Origin of the sequence: Desulfocucumis palustris (genome assembly GCF_002933875.1) — a bacterium.
GTDB lineage: Bacteria > Bacillota > Desulfotomaculia > Desulfotomaculales > Desulfocucumaceae > Desulfocucumis > Desulfocucumis palustris.
In genome coordinates this window covers 72,133-90,498 of the sequence record NZ_BFAV01000018.1, presented here as the reverse complement: position 1 = coordinate 90,498, position 18,366 = coordinate 72,133, and the positions used below count along the sequence as shown (strand labels likewise).

The window sequence follows — 18,366 nt, the reverse complement described above, 5'->3', positions numbered from 1 at the left end:
AAGGTTCTTGGGCGGGACTTCCCGGGGGATGAGTTTAAGCGGGGCTGTTAAATGTTCAGAATATATGTACATAAAAGCTCCTTGCTGCAGGAAATCAGCCGGCAATTGGCGAAGTTACATATTTTAGGAAAGGAGGGGTTCGTTTGTCATCCTTGGTAGTGGGAATTAAAGGTGAAGCTACTGACGTGGTAACCGACAGCAACACCGCCATAGCTTACGGCAGCGGCGGGGTCAATGTCTTTGCCACACCGGCCATGATTGGCCTGATGGAAAAAGCCGCCCTTACTTCCGTGGAGCCGCACCTGGAGAGCGGCATGACCACAGTGGGCACCAGGGTGGAGGTTCAGCATCTGGCGGCCACGCCCATAGGGATGAAGGTCACCGCCCGGTCGGAACTCATAGAGGCGGAGGGCAAAAGACTCCTGTTCAGGGTGGAGGTCCTGGACGAGGTGGAGGTTGTGGGCCGTGGAACCCACGAAAGGTACGTGGTTCCGGAACAGAAATTTTTATCCAGGGCCGCCGGCAAGAAAAAATAGTGGCAACAAAAAGCATGTAATTACCATTTAAGGCAGGAAAATAAAAGGCAGTGTTGAAATTTTATATACAATATTCTCACAATAACAATTTATGGCATCCTGTAGGAGGGATAGGATTGCCCTAAGTTAGAAAAATTAATAAATAGGGGGGATTATTTAGTTTATTAACAGTAATTATTAAAGTAATTTAACTGGGAAATGAGAAAGGAGAGGTTAGATTAAATGGCATACGATGCAACCAAGTTAAAGGACTTCGAAATAGCCGAATTAGCGGAGAGGGAGATGCCCACCCCGGATGAGTGGAGAGAAAAACTGGGCCTCCAAAAGGACGAGGTTATTCAATACGGCAGGATAGCCAAACTTGATTTTATGAAGATTATCGACCGTCTGAAAGACAAGCCGGACGGCAAATACATCAACGTTACCGCTATTACCCCCACCCCCCTGGGCGAGGGCAAAACCACAACCACCATGGGTCTGGTGGAAGGTCTGGGCAAGAGGGGCAAGAGTTGCGGCGCGGCCATCCGTCAGCCATCGGGCGGTCCTACCATGAACGTTAAAGGAACCGCCGCCGGCGGCGGCAACGCCCTGGCCATCCCCATGACCGAATTCTCCCTGGGACTTACCGGCGACCTGAACGACATCATGAATGCCCACAACCTCGGCATGGTTGCCCTGACAGCCCGGATGCAGCACGAGAGAAACTACGACGACGCCGAGCTGGCCAAGAGGAACCTGCGCCGTCTGGACATCGACCCCACCAAGGTTGAATTCGGCTGGATCATCGACTTCTGCGCCCAGGCCCTGCGTAACATCATCATCGGTATCGGCGGCAAAATGGACGGCTATATGATGCAGTCCAGGTTCGGCATTGCCGTGAGCTCGGAAATTATGGCAATCCTGGCTGTGGCCAAGGACCTCAAGGATATGCGGGAAAGAATCGGCAAGATTATCGTAGCTTATGATAAGAAAGGCAACCCGGTTACCACCGCCGATCTGGAAGTGGACGGCGCCATGACCGCTTTCATGCGGAACGCCATCAACCCGACCCTGATGAGCACCGCGGAGTATCAGCCAGTGCTGGTTCACGCCGGCCCCTTCGCCAACATCGCCATCGGCCAGTCCTCCATTATCGCGGACCGCATCGCGCTGAAAATGTTTGACTACAACGTAACCGAGAGCGGATTTGCCGCTGATATCGGATTTGAGAAATTCTGGAACGTTAAGTGCCGCTTCAGCGGGCTCACCCCCAACGTTTCCGTGCTGACAGCCACCATCAGGGCTCTGAAAATGCACGGCGGCGGCCCCAAAGTGGTGGCCGGACGTCCCCTGCCCGAAGAATACGTCAAGGAAAATGTGGGACTGGTGGAAAAGGGTTGCGAAAACCTGGCTCACCATATCAGGACCCTCAAGAAGGCTGGCATCAATCCGGTGGTTTGCATCAACGCCTTCCACACCGACACCAAGGACGAAATTGCCGCTGTCCGCAAGGCTGCCGAAGCTGCCGGCGCCCGTTGCGCGCTGTCCGAGCACTGGGCCAAGGGTGGCGACGGCGCCCTCGAGCTGGCGGATGCCGTTATTGACGCTTGCAACGACAAAGTGAACTTCAAATTCCTCTATCCGCTGGAATTACCCCTGCGCCAGAGGGTTGAGCTCATCGCCAAGGAAGTATACGGGGCTGACGGCGTAAGCTGGACTCCGGAAGCCGAAGCGAAGGCCAAAATGTTTGAATCCAACCCCGAGTACAAAGATTTCGCCACCATGATGGTGAAGACTCACCTGAGCCTTTCCCACGATCCCACTTTGAAGGGTGTTCCCAAGGGCTGGGTACTGCCGGTGCGTGACGTTCTCATCTTTGCCGGCGCCAAGTTCCTCTGCCCCATGACCGGAACCATCAGCCTGATGCCCGGAACAAGCTCCGACCCTGCATACAGGCGGATCGACGTGGATACCGAAACCGGAAAAGTTATGGGATTGTTCTAATATCTGTAATAATAATAAAAGAGCCCCGGTTTCCGGGGCTCTTTTATTAAGTAAAGGGGATATTTTAGGAAGGAATGTCACCAACTTATACCCCCGGTTTGAAGGATTTGTAGTAAAATTAAAGAATTAATATTTTCAATAATAAGAAATGTTGAAATGCTCGTTATTTCGCCCGGTCTATAGCCAGAGTTGCATAAATTAGCACAGTTATATAAAATTTACTTTACACACTATATAATCAGAATCGGGGTGTATTAATGTCAAGACCTCCAAAATGCCGCCGGGTAGAATTTTTGCCTGAGCTTACCTACTTTAAGCCGGCCGGGGTTCCAATGAGGGATTTGGCGGAGGTAATCCTCTCCGTGGAAGAACTGGAGGCCATCAGGTTAAAAGATTTGAACGGTCTGGAACAGGAAGAGTGCGCTGTTAACATGGGTGTTTCCCGGCCCACTTACCACAGGATACTATCCGCTGCCAGGGCTAAAGTGGCAGACGCCCTGGTAAATGGTAAAGCCATCAGGGTGGAGGGGGGTAATTTCCAGGTTGCGGTTCGCCGCTTTCGATGCATCAGCTGCGGAAACGAGTGGGAATCCCCCTGTGAAAAGGGGCACGGCACGGGAAGAGCAACCTGCCCATCCTGCCAGGGAAATGATACACGGCGCATCGATAAGGACGGCGGTCTGTTCAACTGTTCCCGCTGGAAGGACGGTATTCAGCAGGCATAGTGACTCTCCCGCCCACTGCGATCGCCTTTTGGGTCCGGAAAGCAGTGTTATGTACCGGTACCTTTTGCCATTAGCCATTATATAAAAGAAAACGGCCTGGATATGGGCTTGCAGGCTATATAATTGTTTAATTGAATTTTCTGACAGGCAAAGCCGCTTCCAAAATTTTTGCCCGGCAACTAAAAGTCTGTTGTCGGTCAGCGGTCAAAGGTGGAATAATGGCCTCGGGGATGGCGCCCCGGCCCTGGAGGATATTCACTAATTCCGTTTATTAAAGGCCGTTCCACGGCCTTATTTATTGATGCCGGCAGCATCTTGTTTTAGTCGCGGCACCGGTTTTATATGGCCTTTGTATCTGGGGACATTTCTTGGTGAAGAAGTTAATAAAGTAAAAGATTGGTTAAACAAAAGAAGGTGTGTCCCCTTTCATAAGTTGGGTCCTTATTAGGGGGGTGAACCCTTGGACAGGGTGAAGGCGATTATAAATCACCCGTTATACCGGGAGTACCTGGAAAAAAATGCCCAAAGAGAAAAGGAGAGGCGTTTTTGCAGGCACGACTTTCAACATATGGAAGATGTGGCCCGGGTGAGTTATAACATTCTGACGGATAGCGGCAGAATCGGGGATATAATATCCCGGGGAGTATCGCGGGAGTTTGTAAGGGAAGTGATTTACGCTGCCGGGCTGCTCCATGATATTGCCCGCTGGATACAGTACGACACCGGTGAGGACCACGCCTTGGCGGGAGCCCGCCTGGCACGGCCAATTATGGAAAATACCGGGTTTGACCCCAGGGAAACGGCGCTGGCACTAAGGGCCATACGGGAGCACCGCCGGGGCGGGCCCGGCGCCAGCCTGCTGGGCAGAACACTCTGTCTTGCGGATGATCTGTCCAGGCCCTGCGGAAAATGCGACGCCAGGCTGGACTGCTATAAATTTGAGCAAATGGAGAATATAAGAAGGGAATTGGCCCTGACCCAAAAGATTCTGGTGTTATAACTAATAACCGGGGTGTCGAGAATGAAAATACGCAATATAACCGTTTTGAATAAAAGGGAGGCCCTGGAGGAAATCTCCAGGATAGGCGCCGAGAGTACCGGCTGCCGTCTGATGGCTCCCAAGGCTGTTCACAGGCTTATAAAAATTTACGGTCTTTCACCCAAACAGGCCACCATACTGAAACAGGAGATGCTGAGCAAGGGCGGGGAGGCGGCTGTGGCCAGAGGGGTTTTGGATTCCTCCGCTCAATCCAGTGAAGTAATCCTGATGGGGACCCTGAGACAAATGGAAGAACTGATAAGCAAGCTGAAAATGCAGCCCTTCGGCCTGCCGGCCCTGGGCCGGCAGATTAAGCAAGTATTGGACAACCTGGAGGGTCGTCCGGTATTCGACCTGGATTGCCGGGGAAAAAAAGTCACCATTGGAAACAGGACGCTGGTGATGGGTATTCTCAACGTCACCCCGGATTCTTTCTCCGACGGGGGAAAATATTATGATCCGGGCATGGCCCTGGAGCGCGCCCTGGGTATGGTGGAGGAGGGCGCCGATATTATCGACCTGGGTGGGGAATCCACCCGTCCGGGTTACGCCCCGGTGGAGCCGGAGGAGGAATTGAAGAGGATTCTGCCGGTATTGAAAAGACTGGTGCGGGATATTCCCGTTCCCCTGTCGGTGGACACCTGTAAATCCCTGGTGGCCGAGGCCGCCCTGGAAGAGGGGGCTCATATTATCAACGACCAGTGGGCGCTTCGCCAGGATCACCGGATGGCTGAAGTGGTGGCCCGCCACGGTGCTCCGTTAATTCTCATGCACAACCAGAAAGGCACTGCATACAGGGAATTGATGGGGGACATGATTGACTTTTTTAATGATAGCATTGACCGGGGGATGGAAGCCGGGATTCCCCGGGACAAAATGATTGTGGACCCGGGCATCGGCTTCGGAAAGACTCCGGAGCAGAATATAGAGGTGATGGGCAGGCTGAAAGAACTGGAGTGCCTGGGACTGCCCGTGTTAATAGGCACCTCCCGCAAATCCCTGATCGGCAAGGTGCTGGACTTGCCCGTGGACCAGAGGCTGGAGGGCACAGCGGCCACGGTGTCGGTGGGTATAGCCAACGGTGCGGATATAATCAGGGTGCATGACGTGAAAGAAATGTCCCGGGTGGCCAGGATGACCGACGCCATGGTCCGCCGCAAGATATAGGGAGGTAGCTGTGGATAAAATAATTCTATCCGGGATGAAATTTTTTGGCCGCCACGGGGTACTCCCCCAGGAGAGAGAGTTGGGGCAAAAATTTGAAGTGGACCTGGAATTATGCCTGGATCTGGCTCCCGCTGGAAAAAACGATGAGCTTGACTCCACTGTCAGCTATGCGGAAGTATTTGCCGTGGTGGAAAGGGTGGTGACCGGGCCTCCCATGAAGCTTATCGAGGCTGTGGCTGAGAGGGTGGCCGGCGGGGTTCTGGAAAGCTTCCCCATAGAGAGCGTGAGGGTAAGGATTAAAAAGCCCGGCGCCCCGGTACCCGGGTGTTTTGATTATATGGCGGTGGAGATAGAAAGGCGCAAATAGTATAAAAAAAGCCGCCGGGCGGCTTTGGGCAAAATAATCATATACCGCCGCATTGGGAAAAGCGGCGTTGAGATTTGATGAAAGCGGGATGGCAGTTGGAAAAGATCGTTGCGTATATAGGCCTGGGCTCCAATATGGGGGACAAGGAGGCCAATATCCGGCAGGCGGTGGAGATGGTGGCAAATATTCCGGGGGTGCTGGTGACGGGGGTCGCTCCCCTGTACAAAACAGAACCTTTGGGCTTTACCCGGCAGGACTGGTTTTTAAACACCGTGGCGGAGATCGGCACGGATGTGGCCCCGCTGTCTTTATTACACAGTCTCCAGGAGATTGAAAACAAAATGGGCCGGGTCCGCACCATTCACTGGGGGCCCAGGACTATTGATCTGGATATGCTTCTTTACGGCCGGGAGTGCATTAATCTGCCGGAACTTACCGTACCGCACCCCCGTATGGGCGAGAGGGCCTTTGTGCTGGTGCCCTTATCCCGGCTTAAACAGGATATTAGTATTCCCGGCCTGGGCAAGGTGGCGGAAATTGCGTCGGAACTGGCGGAAAAACAACAGGTGACATGCTGGCTGGAATGATATGATATTGAGAATTGAATACGGTACCGGCGGTTTCCAGAAGGCGGACGAAGGTTTGCCTTTTTTTATTTTGTAAGGGCCGCATGGGAATAGCTGCCCCAAATCCAGGGTACAGGCACTAACTTTATTTTAAACCCATATCATACAAAAGCAGGAAGGCATAAACCGGGGACATTCCTTCCTGAATTTGTAAAGAGGCAGGATATTTAGCCAACCCGGGAAGGTGTATTCCCTTACATTTACAAGGAGGGATCGTTAATGGTCAAGTACGGCAAAGCCGGTTGCGGAACCTGGCTGGCGTCTGATTTAAAAAGCCGCAGATACAGAAGAGACAAGGGTTCAGCCAGGCAGCCGGAGATTGAACATTCCGTGCTGCCTGATGTTTATATGACTCAACTGTCCGGCGAATTAACAGCCGCTCCGGATAAAGGCTTAAAAGACGGGACAATTGGTGTGAACACCAGGGCTCATAATATTGCCGGCCAGGAAAATAAACCTGACGACGGGCAGTTAAAAAGCGTCTTACCGGTTGCAAAAAGCTGGCTCGATATGCTGGCTAAAGCGGCGGAACTTCGCCAAAAGGGTCTTGAGGGTGACAGGAAAGCGGCCGGGGAGTGCCATGAGCTTTTAAAAAGTATCAAACCCGAGGCACCTGAAAACAATTTTTTAAAAGCCCATCTGTCCGGCATCGTGGCGCTTCTGGATGTGAATGCGGACACCACGGAAATATCAAATAAAGCCGGCAAATATTTAAAAGAACTGGACCGGGCCATTGACCGGGAACCGGGCAATATAAGGATGCGCGCCCTGCGGGCTTATGTTTGCCACTGCCTGCCCGATACATATATGCGGAGAACCGCCGTCGCGGTGGAGGATTTCAACTGCCTTGTCACCGGTTATGAAAATGACCCGTCCATATTTTCCCGGGAGTTTTACTGGCAGGTTCTTTATGCTTTGGGCGAGGCCTACCGGCGGGCGGGGCTGAAGAACGAAATGCTGAATGTCTGGGATAATCTGCTTTCTCAAAAATCGGATATAAAGTTTAGCAAAATGGTAGTGGATAAGCTTGGCAAAACAGGGGGCGGGTAGCAGAGCGCAGCTTTGTCGTCGACGGTTGTCCCGAAATAGCTGCCGGCAGCCGGGGGATTTAAAAAGTTTATGCCCTGTTATTGCTTATTGCCGTAATGCAAGGGAAACCTTAGCAGGATATGAGCAGGGGTTAATTCCTGAACCGGGCCTTGAACATTTTGCGAGGAAGCCTTTTAATACCACAGAGATTTTAATCAGTACAGTTAAAACTTTTTTGTAATGTGGTGGAAAATAAAAATTGATCTCAAATGTTTTGGAGGTAAAATATGATGAACAGCGGATATACATAGATGTGAAAAGGATGGTGAGGTTCAGAATTTGTGGCAACAATTAAAAGAGACTTCTTTTTGGGCGGGGCGGTTTGCTTCGAAGCTTGGTATGAAAAAAACATGGGGAATCAGTTGTCTTATTGATGCGGACAGGCTTAATACCGCGGATTTCGAATTTCCAGAGAGGGCAAAACATATATGCGCTGCTATTTTCTTGGCAGCAACCGGAAAAGAAGGGTTGAACATGTTGGAATAAAGCGTAATTTTGACCCGGAAGGTACACTAATTGTTTAGGTGCGAACCATAAGTTAACACAAAAAATATGGGGTTATCGCAAACCCCTGTTCACAAGGGTTTAATAAAATAAAAGCTTTATAAACCGGAGTAAAATATCCGATTAAATTTAGGTTCGCGGAAACGGGGAGCTAAGCTCTTTATTCATAGGGAATCAAAGCAGGTACTGTGTCGCCCCTCGTGCGGGGGTGTGGATTGAACTTGTCTATTACGGGCGTCTGCACTTGTGATATAGTGTCGCCCCTCGTGCGGGGGTGTGGATTGAACTTAGTGTCTGCCCAATCTGCCACCATTTCGGGTGTCGCCCCTCGTGCGGGGGTGTGGATTGAAACACTGGGATCGTAATTAATGCCCATCAGCGCCTTTTGTCGCCCCTCGTGCGGGGGCGTGGATTGAAACCCAGGAAAATAATGTCCATATCCAAAGAAACCTATGATCGGAATGCACCAACAGCCCTCCTTTTGAGCCGGTTCTACCGATAGCTTGGTTTAAGGCTTCTATGACAAGGGATTTTTTCATGTGTTCAGCCATAGAAAAACCAACAATTGTCCTGCCGTATAGATCCATAACACCGGCCAGGTACAGCCATCCTTCATCGGTCGCAACATAGGTGATATCACTTAGCCACTTTTGATTTGATACCGTTTTTTCTCATCAGCCTGTATACACGATTTTTACTGGGTGCGCCGTCATTCTTTAGTTCGTTGGTTATGAGGGGATAACCGTATATGCCGTAGTTCTTTTTATAGACTGCTTTTATCTTATTGAGAAGCAAATCATTCTCTATTTCCCGGTTGCTTTTGGGTCGCTTTAAATATGCGTAAAAACCGCTCTTTGACACTTTGAGCACCTTAGCCATCTTCACAACCAGAAATTCCGAGCGGTATGCCTCCATGAAACGGAAGCGTTCTATTTCTGGTTTTTGGCGAAGTAGGCAGCCGCCTTTTTTAAGATGGCGTTTTCCTTTTTTAAGTCCATAATTTCTTTGCGTAGTCTGCGTAACTCATCGTCAGTATTATATTTACGGCAGGTTTCGGTGATGGTGGCACCATTTTGGATTTCTTCGAGTATGCTTGCAAATTTTTTAACAGAATATTTCATTATAACATCTCCTTGGTTAATCTTTGTAATTAATATGAGTGATGATAATAAAATATGAAATATTTATGGAGAGCGATGAATAAAAACACATTAATTTTTTAACAATTAAAACTTATATGAATGAATTATTTATTGACATATTATTCCTATTTGCTATACTTAAAAAGTCAGGCGAAGTGAGTCTGTGGATTGAAAAATATATGTTTTTTTGTGTAAAGAGAATGTCTTCCCATAAAAATTGGTTAAGACGTTCTTTTTATTTATCAAAGTAAAAGAAACGACAAATTACAACACAAAATATGGCAAAGGGGGAGCTATAATGAAAAGACAAGTATAAGCAGGGGGGATGTCTACGAACTCTAAGCGTTTTATTGCTCATATCCGCGCAGCCGATAAACAAGAACAATATGTGGATGAGCATAATGATCATGTAGCAGACCTGGCTGCTGCTGTGGCTCAGGGCTACGGTTTAGCTAATATCGCCAAACTGGCGGGACGGCATCATGACGACGGCAAAAATAGGCCTGAGTTTGCCGCATATATCCGGGCGGCGGCTGAGGGGAAAAAAGTCGTGCGCGGTTCAGTCATCCATTCCACTCACGGCGCCATGCTGGTCAACGAACTGGCTTCCTCAAAGCTGAGTTCCCGTTTAACTGCGGAAATGGTCCGGACGGCGATTATGAGCCATCACGGACTGAGAGACTGTCTTTCGTTAGACGGGGATGCCGTGTTTGCGGAAGCGGCGGAAAGGGTCGCCGACTCTTATGAAAGCGTAAAAAAAGTGGTCTACCGGCACTACAGTGAGAATTCTATCAATCAAGAATTTATCGAGGCCTGTGGTGACACCCGGTCCATCTTGGCAAGCATTAAGGCAGTACAGAAAAAAAGTAAGTCCTTAGGTTCTTTTCAATTTTATTTGGCTATGTTCACCCGCTTGCTCACCTCCCTTGTCATAGATGCCGACCGGACAGATACTGCCTGTTTTGAAGATAAGAGAGTGTTGTCCCGGCCCAAAGCGCCCGGCGAGCGCCGGGCTATGTGGGAAAGGTACCTGGCTCACTATGAAAAAGAACTGGCAGAGCTGCCAAAGGGGAAAAAACCATCCAGCCTGGACCCTTACCGGGGGGAAATATCTAGGGCCTGCGCCGAATTTGACGGCGGCGAGGCGGGAATCCTCCGGTTGGTGGTGCCCTGCGGGGCGGGAAAAACTCTGGCCGCTCTCCGCTATGCCTTACATACTGCCCGGCATTATGGGAAAGAGCGCATTTTTTATATCGCTCCCTTCAACTCCATTCTGGAGCAAAACGCTGCGGAAATCTCCAGGTTTATCGGGGACCCTGCCGCTGTGCTGGAACATCATTCCAACATTATGTTTAATGATGATGAGAGCAAAGATAAAAAGGAAGAGGAGAAAAGGTATCAACTGCTGACGGAAAACTGGGCCCAGTCCCCGGTAGTGGCCACCACCGCCGTTCAGTTCCTGAACACATTGTTCGGGGGTAAGACCTCCAACCTGCGCCGGATGCAGGCTCTGGGGAATTCAGTGATTATCCTGGATGAAATCCAGGCCCTGCCCCTAAAGGTTTTAAAGCTTTTTAACGGGGCTATGAATTTCCTGGCTTCTTTCTGCAAAGCCTCGGTAGTCCTCTGCTCCGCCACCCAGCCCCTTCTGGATAAGGTGGACAATTACCGGATCTTACCCCCGCAAAGCATCATTGACGATGAAGAAAAATACAGCGAGGCTTTCCGGCGGGTGAAAATTGTAGACTGGATGACAGAGCGGGGTTATTCACAGGAAGAAGCGGCGGATTTCATTGCCGGTCAACTGGCTGAGGCGCGATCCGTGCTGGCCATTGTCAACACCAAACCAGGCGCTCGTGAAATTTTTAAGCAGTTACGGAACAGGCTGGCTGATGAAACGCCCTGCCGGATTCTTCACCTGTCCACCAATATGTGTCCTGCTCATCGCAGCAGAGTCCTGGGTCAATTGCGCGCAGGGCTTGAGGACAAGGAGTCCGGTGAAAAGATTATCTGCATCAGTACATCGTTAATCGAAGCGGGGGTGGATGTTTCCTTTGAACGGGTCGTCCGTTCGCTGACCGGCCTGGATAATATTGTCCAGGCGGCGGGACGCTGCAACCGCAACTATGAAACCGCCTGCGGAATCGTCTCAATCATCAATCTCCGGGATGAACAGACAGGCAGGCTGGGTTATCTCAAAGAAGCCCGGCAGGCCACCCGGGAATTGCTGTACAGCATAAAAACCTCCTCCCCCGGGCGTTATCCCGGAGGAGCTTTGTCCAAGGCCGCCATGAAGGAGTATTATGCAAGATACTTTTACTCTTTGTTTGCGGAAATGGCCTATCCCCTGAAGTTCGATCCGGAGCACAACCTGCTCCATTTGCTGACGAACAATCCTTCCGGTCAAAAGGGATTTGCGGAAAAATATCCTCAGGAGCAGCTTCCCGAGTTGAAGCAGGCTTTCAGAGAAGCGGGTGAGGCGTTTTCCGTGATCGAGGATGACGGAAAAGTGGATGTATTTATTAAGTATGACGATGAGGCCGGGAACAGGCTGCAAAAGCTGAAGGCGTCAACGACCCTCCAGGAAAAACGTTCAGCCCTGCGGCAGCTTCAGCCGTACATGGTGCATTTAAGGGAGAATGACTGGATTCAAAGGCAGCGCTTGGCTCTGGCACCGGAGGACGCGGGCATTCTGGTGCTCCCCCCCGGTTACTATGACGGGGAGTATGGAGTGGATGAAACCCTGGACATTAAGATGGAAACACTGATCATTTAAGTCAAGGAGGTGATGGTTATGGAAGTCAAGCGAAATACCGTGGAGTTCCTGGTCAGGGGCAACAGAGCCCTGTTTGCCGATCCGGTCACCCGGGTGGGAGGAGAAAAAACCAGTTACTATGTGCCTACTTACGAAGCTTTGAAAGGGATACTGGCCTCTGTCTACTGGAAGCCAACCCTGGTTTGGATGATTGACGCGGTCCGGGTCATGAACATGATTCAAACGGCAGCGGAGGGTGTCCGCACCAGGAATTATGACGGTGGAAACGATTTGTCCGTCTATACCTATCTGAAAGATGTCAGCTATCAGGTCCGGGCCCATTTCATCTGGAATGAAAACCGGCCTGAGCTGGCTGCGGACCGCAATGAGCATAAACATCACAATATTGCCCGGCGCATGATTGAGCGGGGCGGACGGCGGGATATTTTTCTGGGAACCAGGGAATGCCAGGGGACGGTGGAACCCTGTGTCTTCGGTGAGGGAGCGGGCACCTATGATCAGGTGGAGGAGCTTCATCTGGGCTATATGTTTCACGGCTTTACCTATGCGGATGAAGCGCTGCGGGAGGCGGAAAAAGGGCATATGAGCGTACGCTTTCATCATGTGGTCATGAAAAGGGGTGTGATCGAATTTCCCGGCCCGGAAGAGATTCCGGAACGGGACAGACGCATCCTCCATAAAATGCCGGTCAAGCCCTTTGGAGAAGCCATCGGCAATTTCTCCGGTCTGGCCGAATTTGCCGGGGAGGAGGTAACGGAATGAACTGGGTAGCATCCCTTTGCGCCCTGTATGATGCCAACGCGGAACGGGCCGGTAAAGCGGAGATGTGGAAGGGAAAGCCCTTGGTGCTGTTCCCAGTAGGGTACGACACCATGGAGGCGCAAATTGAAATTCATATTGATCAGGAGGGAAAGTACATCGGCGCGCACCTCCTGGAAAAGGAGGAAGCAGAAACCCTGGTCCCCTACCCGGAAAGCAGAACCAGCGGCATCAAAGCTTTGCCTCTTTTTGACTCCCTGGCCTATGTTGCCGGTGACCTGCCGGAGGCGGTGACCTTTTATTTCCCCGATGCCAAAAATGAAAAGGAAAGACAGAGCAAACTGGCAAGGCTGAAAGGGTCCTTTCCTTCTTACCTTGCAGGTCTTAAGGCTTGGTGCGAATCGCCCTTTTCCCATCCCAAGGTGATGGCTATCTATCGCTATGTTGCCAGGCAGACCGTTGCGGGAGATTTAATCAGGAGTCAGGTGTTAGCAGCTGATGAAAACGGTATTATTTCCGATAAAGTGAAAGTCCAAAAAGCCCCTCTGGACAAAGCCTTTGTCCGGTTTCGCGTATTTATGAATGATGAGCTTCTGCCGGAGGATATCCTGGGTGATTCGAACAACGCTTATGACAGTGCCGTATGGCTGGACAGAACGGTGCAAAGCAGCTTTATCGACTATTATTTATCCACCTTTCAGGCTACGGACCTGTGCTATATGACCGGGGAACATACGCCCCGCGCCAAAACCCATCCCCTGAAAATCCGGGGGAAATGGGATACCAAGGCCAAATTGATTTCCGCCAATGACGACACCAACTTTACGTACCGGGGCAGGTTCAATACCAAAGACAAAGAAACGGGCTATAATGAGGCACTGTCCATAGGCTATGTCACCTCCCAGAAAGCCCATAATGCTTTGAAATGGATTATCCGCCGGCAAGGGTTCAGCCGGGATGGGGTCTGCATTGTGGTCTGGGAAAATGCCTTGCGGGATCTGCCTGATTTCTACGCCAGTGCGGCTGATATTCTGTCCAGGGTAACAGGAGATCCAGGAGATGAGGCTGATGAATTTGAATTCGGGGAAGAGAGCCTGCTTGAGGAGGACGAAGGGGAGGCCCCGGAAACGAATTATGCCAGTGCGGCAAAATTTAATGCGGTGCTGGATGGCTACGCCTCGAAGTTGAGCGGTATTTCCAAGATGGTGGTTCTGGCCCTTGACAGTGCCACGCCGGGGAGATTGGCCATGACTTATTACAAAGAACTGCAGTCCTCCCGTTATCTTAAAAATCTCCGCTTGTGGCATGAGAGCTGCGCCTGGAAACATGAATATATTCAGGACAAGAAACTGAAGGCCTATGCAGGGATGGCTTCGCTCCGGGAGATTGCCCTGGCCGTCTACGGTACGGAGCAGGGGGAGGACAATAACCCCCAGCTTAAGCTGTCCAAGAACAGCGATAATAAGGCTCCCATGCTGGCAGCCGTTTTTGAACGGCTGCGCCCTTGCATTATTGACGGCGGGGCAATCCCCCGGGATATGGTGCGGGCGGCCGTTCTGAAGGCCTCCAATCCTTTGGCTTATAAAGCGAAGTTTAATTACAACAAGGTCCTGCATATTGCTTGTTCCTTGGTAAAGCGTTTTTATTGGGAGAAGCAGCAGCGCAAGGATAGAGAAGGAGTGATTTTAGGGATGGAGCTTGATAAAACGAACCGGGACAGGAGCTATCTTTACGGACGCATGCTGGCTGTGGCGGAACGGGTGGAGAGAATCACCTATGAGAAAGGGGAAACGCGGATTACCAATGCGGAGCGGTATATGCAGGCATTTTCCCGCAGCCCGTTCCGGACCTGGGATATTATCTGGAAAAATCTGCAGCCCTATCTGAAACAGCTGAAGCCTGCCTCCAGAGAGTATTACAAGAATCTGCTGGGTGAGATCACGGGGCTATTTGAATATAAGGACCGCATATCCAACGAAATCCTGGACGGAAAATACCTGCTCGGCTATGACTGCCAAAGAACGGATTTGAAGCGCTGGCCGAAGGAGCAGACTTCTTCCCGGGAAGGGGCCAACTTTTTGCCGGAGGGAACAAACGAAGAGGATAAAAACGATGAAGAAGGAGAGGAATGAAGATGAGCATTCTGCAAAATAAGATTGACTTTGCGGCGATCGTTTCAGTCACACGGGCCAATATTAACGGGGACCCCCTCAACGGAAACCGTCCCCGGGAAGATTATGACGGGCATGGGATTTTCTCGGATGTGGCCGTCAAGCGCAAGCTCCGCAACCGGCTTCAGGATTTGGGTGAGTGCATCTTCGTCCAGTCCGATGACCGTTCGAACGACGGATACAAAAGTTTGAAGGACCGGGCGGATGGTTATGAGGAGTTTAAAGCGGAAATGGGCAAAGGGAAGAAAGCGGATCGGGATAAGTGCATGCAAATCGCTTGCCGCAAATGGTTTGATGTGCGGGCTTTCGGCCAAGTCTTTGCTTTTAAAGGGGATGAGGTATCCGTGGGGGTGCGGGGCCCGGTGTCGGTGCAGCAGGCGGTCAGTGTTTCACCGATTGATATTGTGGATATGCAAATCACCAAGAGCGTGAACAGTGAAGCGGGAAAGAGCGGCAAATCATCGGACACCATGGGAATGAAGCATTATGTTAATTTCGGGTTGTATGTGATCCGGGGCAGCATTAATTGCCAATTGGCGGAGAAAACCGGTTTCACTCATGAGGATGCCGAAAAGTTTAAAGAGGCCTTGCGCACCTTGTTTGAGAATGATGCCTCTTCGGCGCGGCCCGAGGGCTCCTGTGAAGTATGCAGGGTTTACTGGTGGGAGCATGGGGAAAAAACACCGAGAGAAACATCGGCGATGATCCATCGGGCCTTGCATATTACGCCTAAAAAAGATGTTCCCCAAGCCTTTAATGATTATGAGATCGATCTGAAGCCAACGGAGTGCGTTCCTGAAATCATCGATTTGGTTTAATGATTTGTTGGATCAAAAAAAGCAAAGATTGGCGGAGAAATATTGTTGGGGTGTCAACGGGGCATTGATGTAGTGAGAGATTAGTGAGGTTTTAACGATGGAATACCAAGAGGAAGATTTTCTGCTCTTATCGGGCATCCAGCACTATGTGTTTTGCAAACGCCAATGGGCCTTGATCCACATCGAACAGCAGTGGCAGGAGAATCTGCGTACCGTGGAGGGGGCAATCCTGCATGAGAAAACTCATGACAGCACCATCAAGGAGAAGCGGGGAGACCTGATCATTTCCCGGGGGATGGGAGTCTTCTCCCGCACCCTGGGGATCACCGGAGCCTGTGATGTGGTGGAGTTCCACAAGTCCCGGGATGGCGTCACGCTCTACGGCAGGGAGGGAACGTATTTGCCGGTGCCGGTGGAGTACAAACGGGGCAAACCGAAACAGGATAACGCGGATGTGCTCCAGTTATGCGCCCAGGCTATGTGCTTGGAAGAGATGCTTTTATGTACCATACCGGAAGGGTTTTTATACTATGGAGAACCCAAACGCAGAACAAAAGTCGCCTTGGACGGGGAGATCCGGGAGGAAGTCATAAGGATTTGCCGGGAGATGCATGAGCTCTATGACAAGAGATACACTCCTAAAGTCAAAACCACTAAGGCCTGCAAGGCTTGTTCCCTTAAGGAGCTTTGCATGCCTAAGTTATGCAAGAATCCATCGGCCCTGAACTATATGAGGAAAACGATTTCAGAGATTGAGGTTGATCCATGAGAAAACTATTGAATACCCTCTATGTGACTTCCCCCAATACTTATCTATCCCTTGATGGAGAAAATATTGTGATTTTGAAAGATGATGTGGAGGCCTTGAGAGTTCCCCTGCATAATCTGGAGAGCATTATCGCCTTTGGCTATACCGGAGCCAGCCCGGCCTTGATGGGGGCCTGTGCCAAACGCAATATTGCCTTGAGCTTTATGAAGTCCAGCGGGAAATTTCTGGGCAGGGTAGTGGGGGAGGTCAGAGGGAATGTCACCTTAAGAAAAGCCCAGTACAGACTTTCCGACGATGGGGCGGAAAGCCATAGAATAGCTAAAAGCTTCATTTTGGGGAAAATATATAACTCCCGCTGGGTGGTGGAGCGGGCCACCCGGGATCATGGGGCTAGGCTGAATGTAGAAAAATTAAAAGGAGTCAGCCAAACCTTGGCCAATGCTCTGCAACTGGCTGAGAACAGCAAGGATTTGGAGCAGCTGCGGGGCGTGGAAGGGGAAGCGGCAGCCCAATATTTCAGAGTGCTGGATGATTTGATTCTCCAGCAAAAGGATGCTTTTTATTTTAAGGCCCGGAATAAACGTCCTCCTCTGGACAATGTCAATGCCTTGCTCTCCTTTGTCTATACCCTTTTGGCCCATGACGCTGCGGCAGCCTTGGAAACCGTTGGCTTGGACCCCTATGTGGGATTTTTGCACCGGGACAGGCCGGGGAGAATTTCCCTGGCTCTGGATCTGATGGAAGAGTTGCGGGCTGTCTATGCGGATCGTTTTGTCCTTTCTCTAATCAACAGGCGGGAAGTCGGTCCCGATGGATTTACCAGGATGGAAAATGGAGCGGTCCTAATGGATGACGATACGAGAAGAAATGTCCTAAAGGCGTGGCAAAGCAGGAAACAGGAGGAGATAAAGCATCCTTTTCTGCAGGAGAAAATGGAGTGGGGACTTGTGCCCTATGCTCAGGCCATGTTGTTGGCCCGGTTTATCCGGGGAGATCTGGACGGATATCCGGCCTTTATGTGGAAGTAGGTGAAATAAAAATTTTAGTGCTGATTACCTATGATGTAAATACGCAAACGGCAGCGGGGAGAAAGCGCTTGCGTCAGGTCGCCAAGCAATGTGTCAACTATGGGCAGAGAGTTCAGAATTCGGTTTTTGAATGTGTGCTGGATGCGGCCAAATTCCGTGAAGTCCAACATAAGCTGGAGAAGATTATTGATGTGGAGAAGGATAGCTTGAGGTTTTATTTGTTGGGGAATAATTACAAGAATAAGGTTGAGCATATCGGTGCCAAGGCTTCTTTTGATGTTGAGGATACGCTGATTATTTAGTGCGAACCTATAGTACACATAAAATCCCTGGGAGGTTCGCACCGCGAAATGTAAGGAAATTTGTTGAAATATGCAGAAATGCGAGGACCGGGCTATAGGTTTTGGTATTATGTATAAGAAGATGGGCGAGAATTGTTCTTTAGGAGATAGTTTTTCCTGATTTTTGCTGTCGCTCCCTACACGGGAGTGTGGATTGAAATCGCAGGCGTGAAATTTATCCTGGAGCGGGTAAATTGTCGCTCCCTACACGGGAGTGTGGATTGAAATCTTAAGGGACACCGGGCAGAACCACACGGTTTTGGTCGCTCCCTACACGGGAGCGTGGATTGAAATCATGGACGCTTTAACCAATACCATTGTCAATAATGTCGCTCCCTACACGGGGGTGTGGATTGAAACATGTACGGCGACCCATCAGAAGTATTTGTAACCTGTCACCCCTTGTGCGACGACGCGGATTGAAACAGGATGCATAAGTATGCCGGTGGGTAAAAGATTACTGAACAGTGAATTCATTTCAATAATGCTGACGGAACAAATGCCGGCAGAATAACTATGGAGATTT

20 protein-coding genes are annotated in these 18,366 nt (G+C 50.5%); 17 read left to right on the top strand and 3 right to left on the bottom strand.

Annotated elements, in window-relative coordinates; translation table 11 throughout:
• The first annotated feature begins 143 nt into the window (after positions 1-143).
• The 9 genes from DCCM_RS01495 (at position 144) to DCCM_RS18370 (ending at position 8,018) form a co-directional block, all read left to right on the top strand.
• Positions 144-536 (top strand): thioesterase family protein, encoded by a 393-nt coding sequence (locus tag DCCM_RS01495; RefSeq protein WP_104370695.1) that lies wholly within the window; start codon positions 144-146, stop codon positions 534-536.
• Between the two features lie 222 nt (positions 537-758).
• Complete coding sequence (locus tag DCCM_RS01490) at positions 759-2,519, top strand: formate--tetrahydrofolate ligase (protein WP_104370694.1); 1,761 nt, start codon at positions 759-761, stop codon at positions 2,517-2,519.
• 257 nt (positions 2,520-2,776) lie between these two features.
• Complete coding sequence (locus DCCM_RS01485) at positions 2,777-3,244, top strand: DUF134 domain-containing protein (protein ID WP_104370693.1); 468 nt, start codon at positions 2,777-2,779, stop codon at positions 3,242-3,244.
• A gap of 469 nt (positions 3,245-3,713) precedes the next feature.
• Positions 3,714-4,244, top strand: coding sequence for an HD domain-containing protein (locus DCCM_RS01480; RefSeq protein WP_231702601.1), 531 nt, complete (start codon positions 3,714-3,716; stop codon positions 4,242-4,244).
• 21 nt (positions 4,245-4,265) lie between these two features.
• The gene (gene folP, locus DCCM_RS01475; RefSeq protein ID WP_104370692.1) at positions 4,266-5,450 is read left to right on the top strand and encodes a dihydropteroate synthase; all 1,185 of its coding nucleotides are present in this window, start codon (positions 4,266-4,268) and stop codon (positions 5,448-5,450) included.
• 10 nt (positions 5,451-5,460) lie between these two features.
• Positions 5,461-5,817 (top strand): dihydroneopterin aldolase, encoded by a 357-nt coding sequence (gene folB, locus DCCM_RS01470; RefSeq protein WP_104370691.1) that lies wholly within the window; start codon positions 5,461-5,463, stop codon positions 5,815-5,817.
• Positions 5,818-5,912: 95 nt separating this feature from the next.
• Entirely contained in the window at positions 5,913-6,404 is a 492-nt protein-coding gene (folK, locus tag DCCM_RS01465) for a 2-amino-4-hydroxy-6-hydroxymethyldihydropteridine diphosphokinase (RefSeq protein WP_231702594.1), read from the top strand.
• Positions 6,405-6,662: 258 nt separating this feature from the next.
• A complete protein-coding gene (locus tag DCCM_RS01460) occupies positions 6,663-7,493 on the top strand; it encodes a hypothetical protein (protein WP_104370689.1) in 831 nt (276 codons plus the stop codon).
• A 318-nt stretch (positions 7,494-7,811) separates the two neighbouring features.
• Positions 7,812-8,018, top strand: coding sequence for a hypothetical protein (locus DCCM_RS18370; protein ID WP_165791980.1), 207 nt, complete (start codon positions 7,812-7,814; stop codon positions 8,016-8,018).
• Between the two features lie 383 nt (positions 8,019-8,401).
• Here DCCM_RS18370 and DCCM_RS19800 read toward each other — a convergent pair whose 3' ends face one another.
• The 3 genes from DCCM_RS19800 to DCCM_RS01435 are packed head-to-tail and all read right to left on the bottom strand — an operon-like array spanning position 8,402 to position 9,157.
• The gene (locus tag DCCM_RS19800) at positions 8,402-8,635 is read right to left on the bottom strand and encodes a hypothetical protein (RefSeq protein WP_444979462.1); all 234 of its coding nucleotides are present in this window, start codon (positions 8,633-8,635) and stop codon (positions 8,402-8,404) included.
• A 37-nt stretch (positions 8,636-8,672) separates the two neighbouring features.
• Positions 8,673-8,915: an IS3 family transposase gene (locus DCCM_RS01440; RefSeq protein WP_373855384.1), complete on the bottom strand. Its 243-nt coding sequence runs from the start codon at positions 8,913-8,915 to the stop codon at positions 8,673-8,675.
• Between the two features lie 50 nt (positions 8,916-8,965).
• Positions 8,966-9,157, bottom strand: coding sequence for a hypothetical protein (locus DCCM_RS01435; RefSeq protein WP_104370686.1), 192 nt, complete (start codon positions 9,155-9,157; stop codon positions 8,966-8,968).
• Between the two features lie 346 nt (positions 9,158-9,503).
• Between DCCM_RS01435 and DCCM_RS01430 the strand changes: the two genes are divergently transcribed.
• The 8 genes from DCCM_RS01430 to DCCM_RS18365 all read left to right on the top strand — a co-directional run bounded on the left by DCCM_RS01430 (position 9,504) and on the right by DCCM_RS18365 (position 18,231).
• The gene (locus tag DCCM_RS01430) at positions 9,504-11,954 is read left to right on the top strand and encodes a CRISPR-associated helicase/endonuclease Cas3 (protein WP_104370685.1); all 2,451 of its coding nucleotides are present in this window, start codon (positions 9,504-9,506) and stop codon (positions 11,952-11,954) included.
• An 18-nt stretch (positions 11,955-11,972) separates the two neighbouring features.
• On the top strand, positions 11,973-12,716 hold the full coding sequence (cas5c, locus tag DCCM_RS01425) for a type I-C CRISPR-associated protein Cas5c (RefSeq protein ID WP_104370684.1): 744 nt from the start codon (positions 11,973-11,975) through the stop codon (positions 12,714-12,716).
• Positions 12,713-14,845 carry a type I-C CRISPR-associated protein Cas8c/Csd1 gene (gene cas8c, locus DCCM_RS01420; RefSeq protein WP_104370683.1) on the top strand — a complete coding sequence of 711 codons (2,133 nt, stop codon included), beginning with the start codon at positions 12,713-12,715 and terminating at the stop codon, positions 14,843-14,845. The genes cas5c and cas8c overlap by 4 nt, the downstream gene beginning before the upstream one ends.
• A 2-nt stretch (positions 14,846-14,847) precedes the next feature.
• A complete protein-coding gene (gene cas7c, locus DCCM_RS01415) occupies positions 14,848-15,702 on the top strand; it encodes a type I-C CRISPR-associated protein Cas7/Csd2 (protein ID WP_104370682.1) in 855 nt (284 codons plus the stop codon).
• 97 nt (positions 15,703-15,799) lie between these two features.
• Positions 15,800-16,471, top strand: coding sequence for a CRISPR-associated protein Cas4 (gene cas4, locus DCCM_RS01410; RefSeq protein WP_104370681.1), 672 nt, complete (start codon positions 15,800-15,802; stop codon positions 16,469-16,471).
• Positions 16,468-17,499, top strand: coding sequence for a type I-C CRISPR-associated endonuclease Cas1c (cas1c, locus tag DCCM_RS01405; protein ID WP_104370680.1), 1,032 nt, complete (start codon positions 16,468-16,470; stop codon positions 17,497-17,499). Before cas4 ends, cas1c begins: the two co-directional genes overlap by 4 nt.
• A gap of 11 nt (positions 17,500-17,510) precedes the next feature.
• Positions 17,511-17,801 (top strand): CRISPR-associated endonuclease Cas2, encoded by a 291-nt coding sequence (cas2, locus tag DCCM_RS01400; protein ID WP_014184263.1) that lies wholly within the window; start codon positions 17,511-17,513, stop codon positions 17,799-17,801.
• 253 nt (positions 17,802-18,054) lie between these two features.
• Positions 18,055-18,231 carry a hypothetical protein gene (locus tag DCCM_RS18365; protein WP_165791978.1) on the top strand — a complete coding sequence of 59 codons (177 nt, stop codon included), beginning with the start codon at positions 18,055-18,057 and terminating at the stop codon, positions 18,229-18,231.
• The last annotated feature ends 135 nt before the right edge of the window (positions 18,232-18,366 follow it).

Coding starts and splice junctions, on each gene's coding strand:
- cas4 (WP_104370681.1), top strand. CDS start 15,800: ATGGAATACCAAGAGGAAGATTTTCTGCTCTTATCGGGCATCCAGCAC.
- folP (WP_104370692.1), top strand. CDS start 4,266: ATGAAAATACGCAATATAACCGTTTTGAATAAAAGGGAGGCCCTGGAG.
- cas8c (WP_104370683.1), top strand. CDS start 12,713: ATGAACTGGGTAGCATCCCTTTGCGCCCTGTATGATGCCAACGCGGAA.
- cas7c (WP_104370682.1), top strand. CDS start 14,848: ATGAGCATTCTGCAAAATAAGATTGACTTTGCGGCGATCGTTTCAGTC.
- DCCM_RS01430 (WP_104370685.1), top strand. CDS start 9,504: ATGTCTACGAACTCTAAGCGTTTTATTGCTCATATCCGCGCAGCCGAT.
- DCCM_RS01440 (WP_373855384.1), bottom strand. CDS start 8,915: ATGGCTAAGGTGCTCAAAGTGTCAAAGAGCGGTTTTTACGCATATTTA.
- DCCM_RS01435 (WP_104370686.1), bottom strand. CDS start 9,157: ATGAAATATTCTGTTAAAAAATTTGCAAGCATACTCGAAGAAATCCAA.
- cas1c (WP_104370680.1), top strand. CDS start 16,468: ATGAGAAAACTATTGAATACCCTCTATGTGACTTCCCCCAATACTTAT.
- DCCM_RS01485 (WP_104370693.1), top strand. CDS start 2,777: ATGTCAAGACCTCCAAAATGCCGCCGGGTAGAATTTTTGCCTGAGCTT.
- DCCM_RS01490 (WP_104370694.1), top strand. CDS start 759: ATGGCATACGATGCAACCAAGTTAAAGGACTTCGAAATAGCCGAATTA.
- cas5c (WP_104370684.1), top strand. CDS start 11,973: ATGGAAGTCAAGCGAAATACCGTGGAGTTCCTGGTCAGGGGCAACAGA.
- DCCM_RS01460 (WP_104370689.1), top strand. CDS start 6,663: ATGGTCAAGTACGGCAAAGCCGGTTGCGGAACCTGGCTGGCGTCTGAT.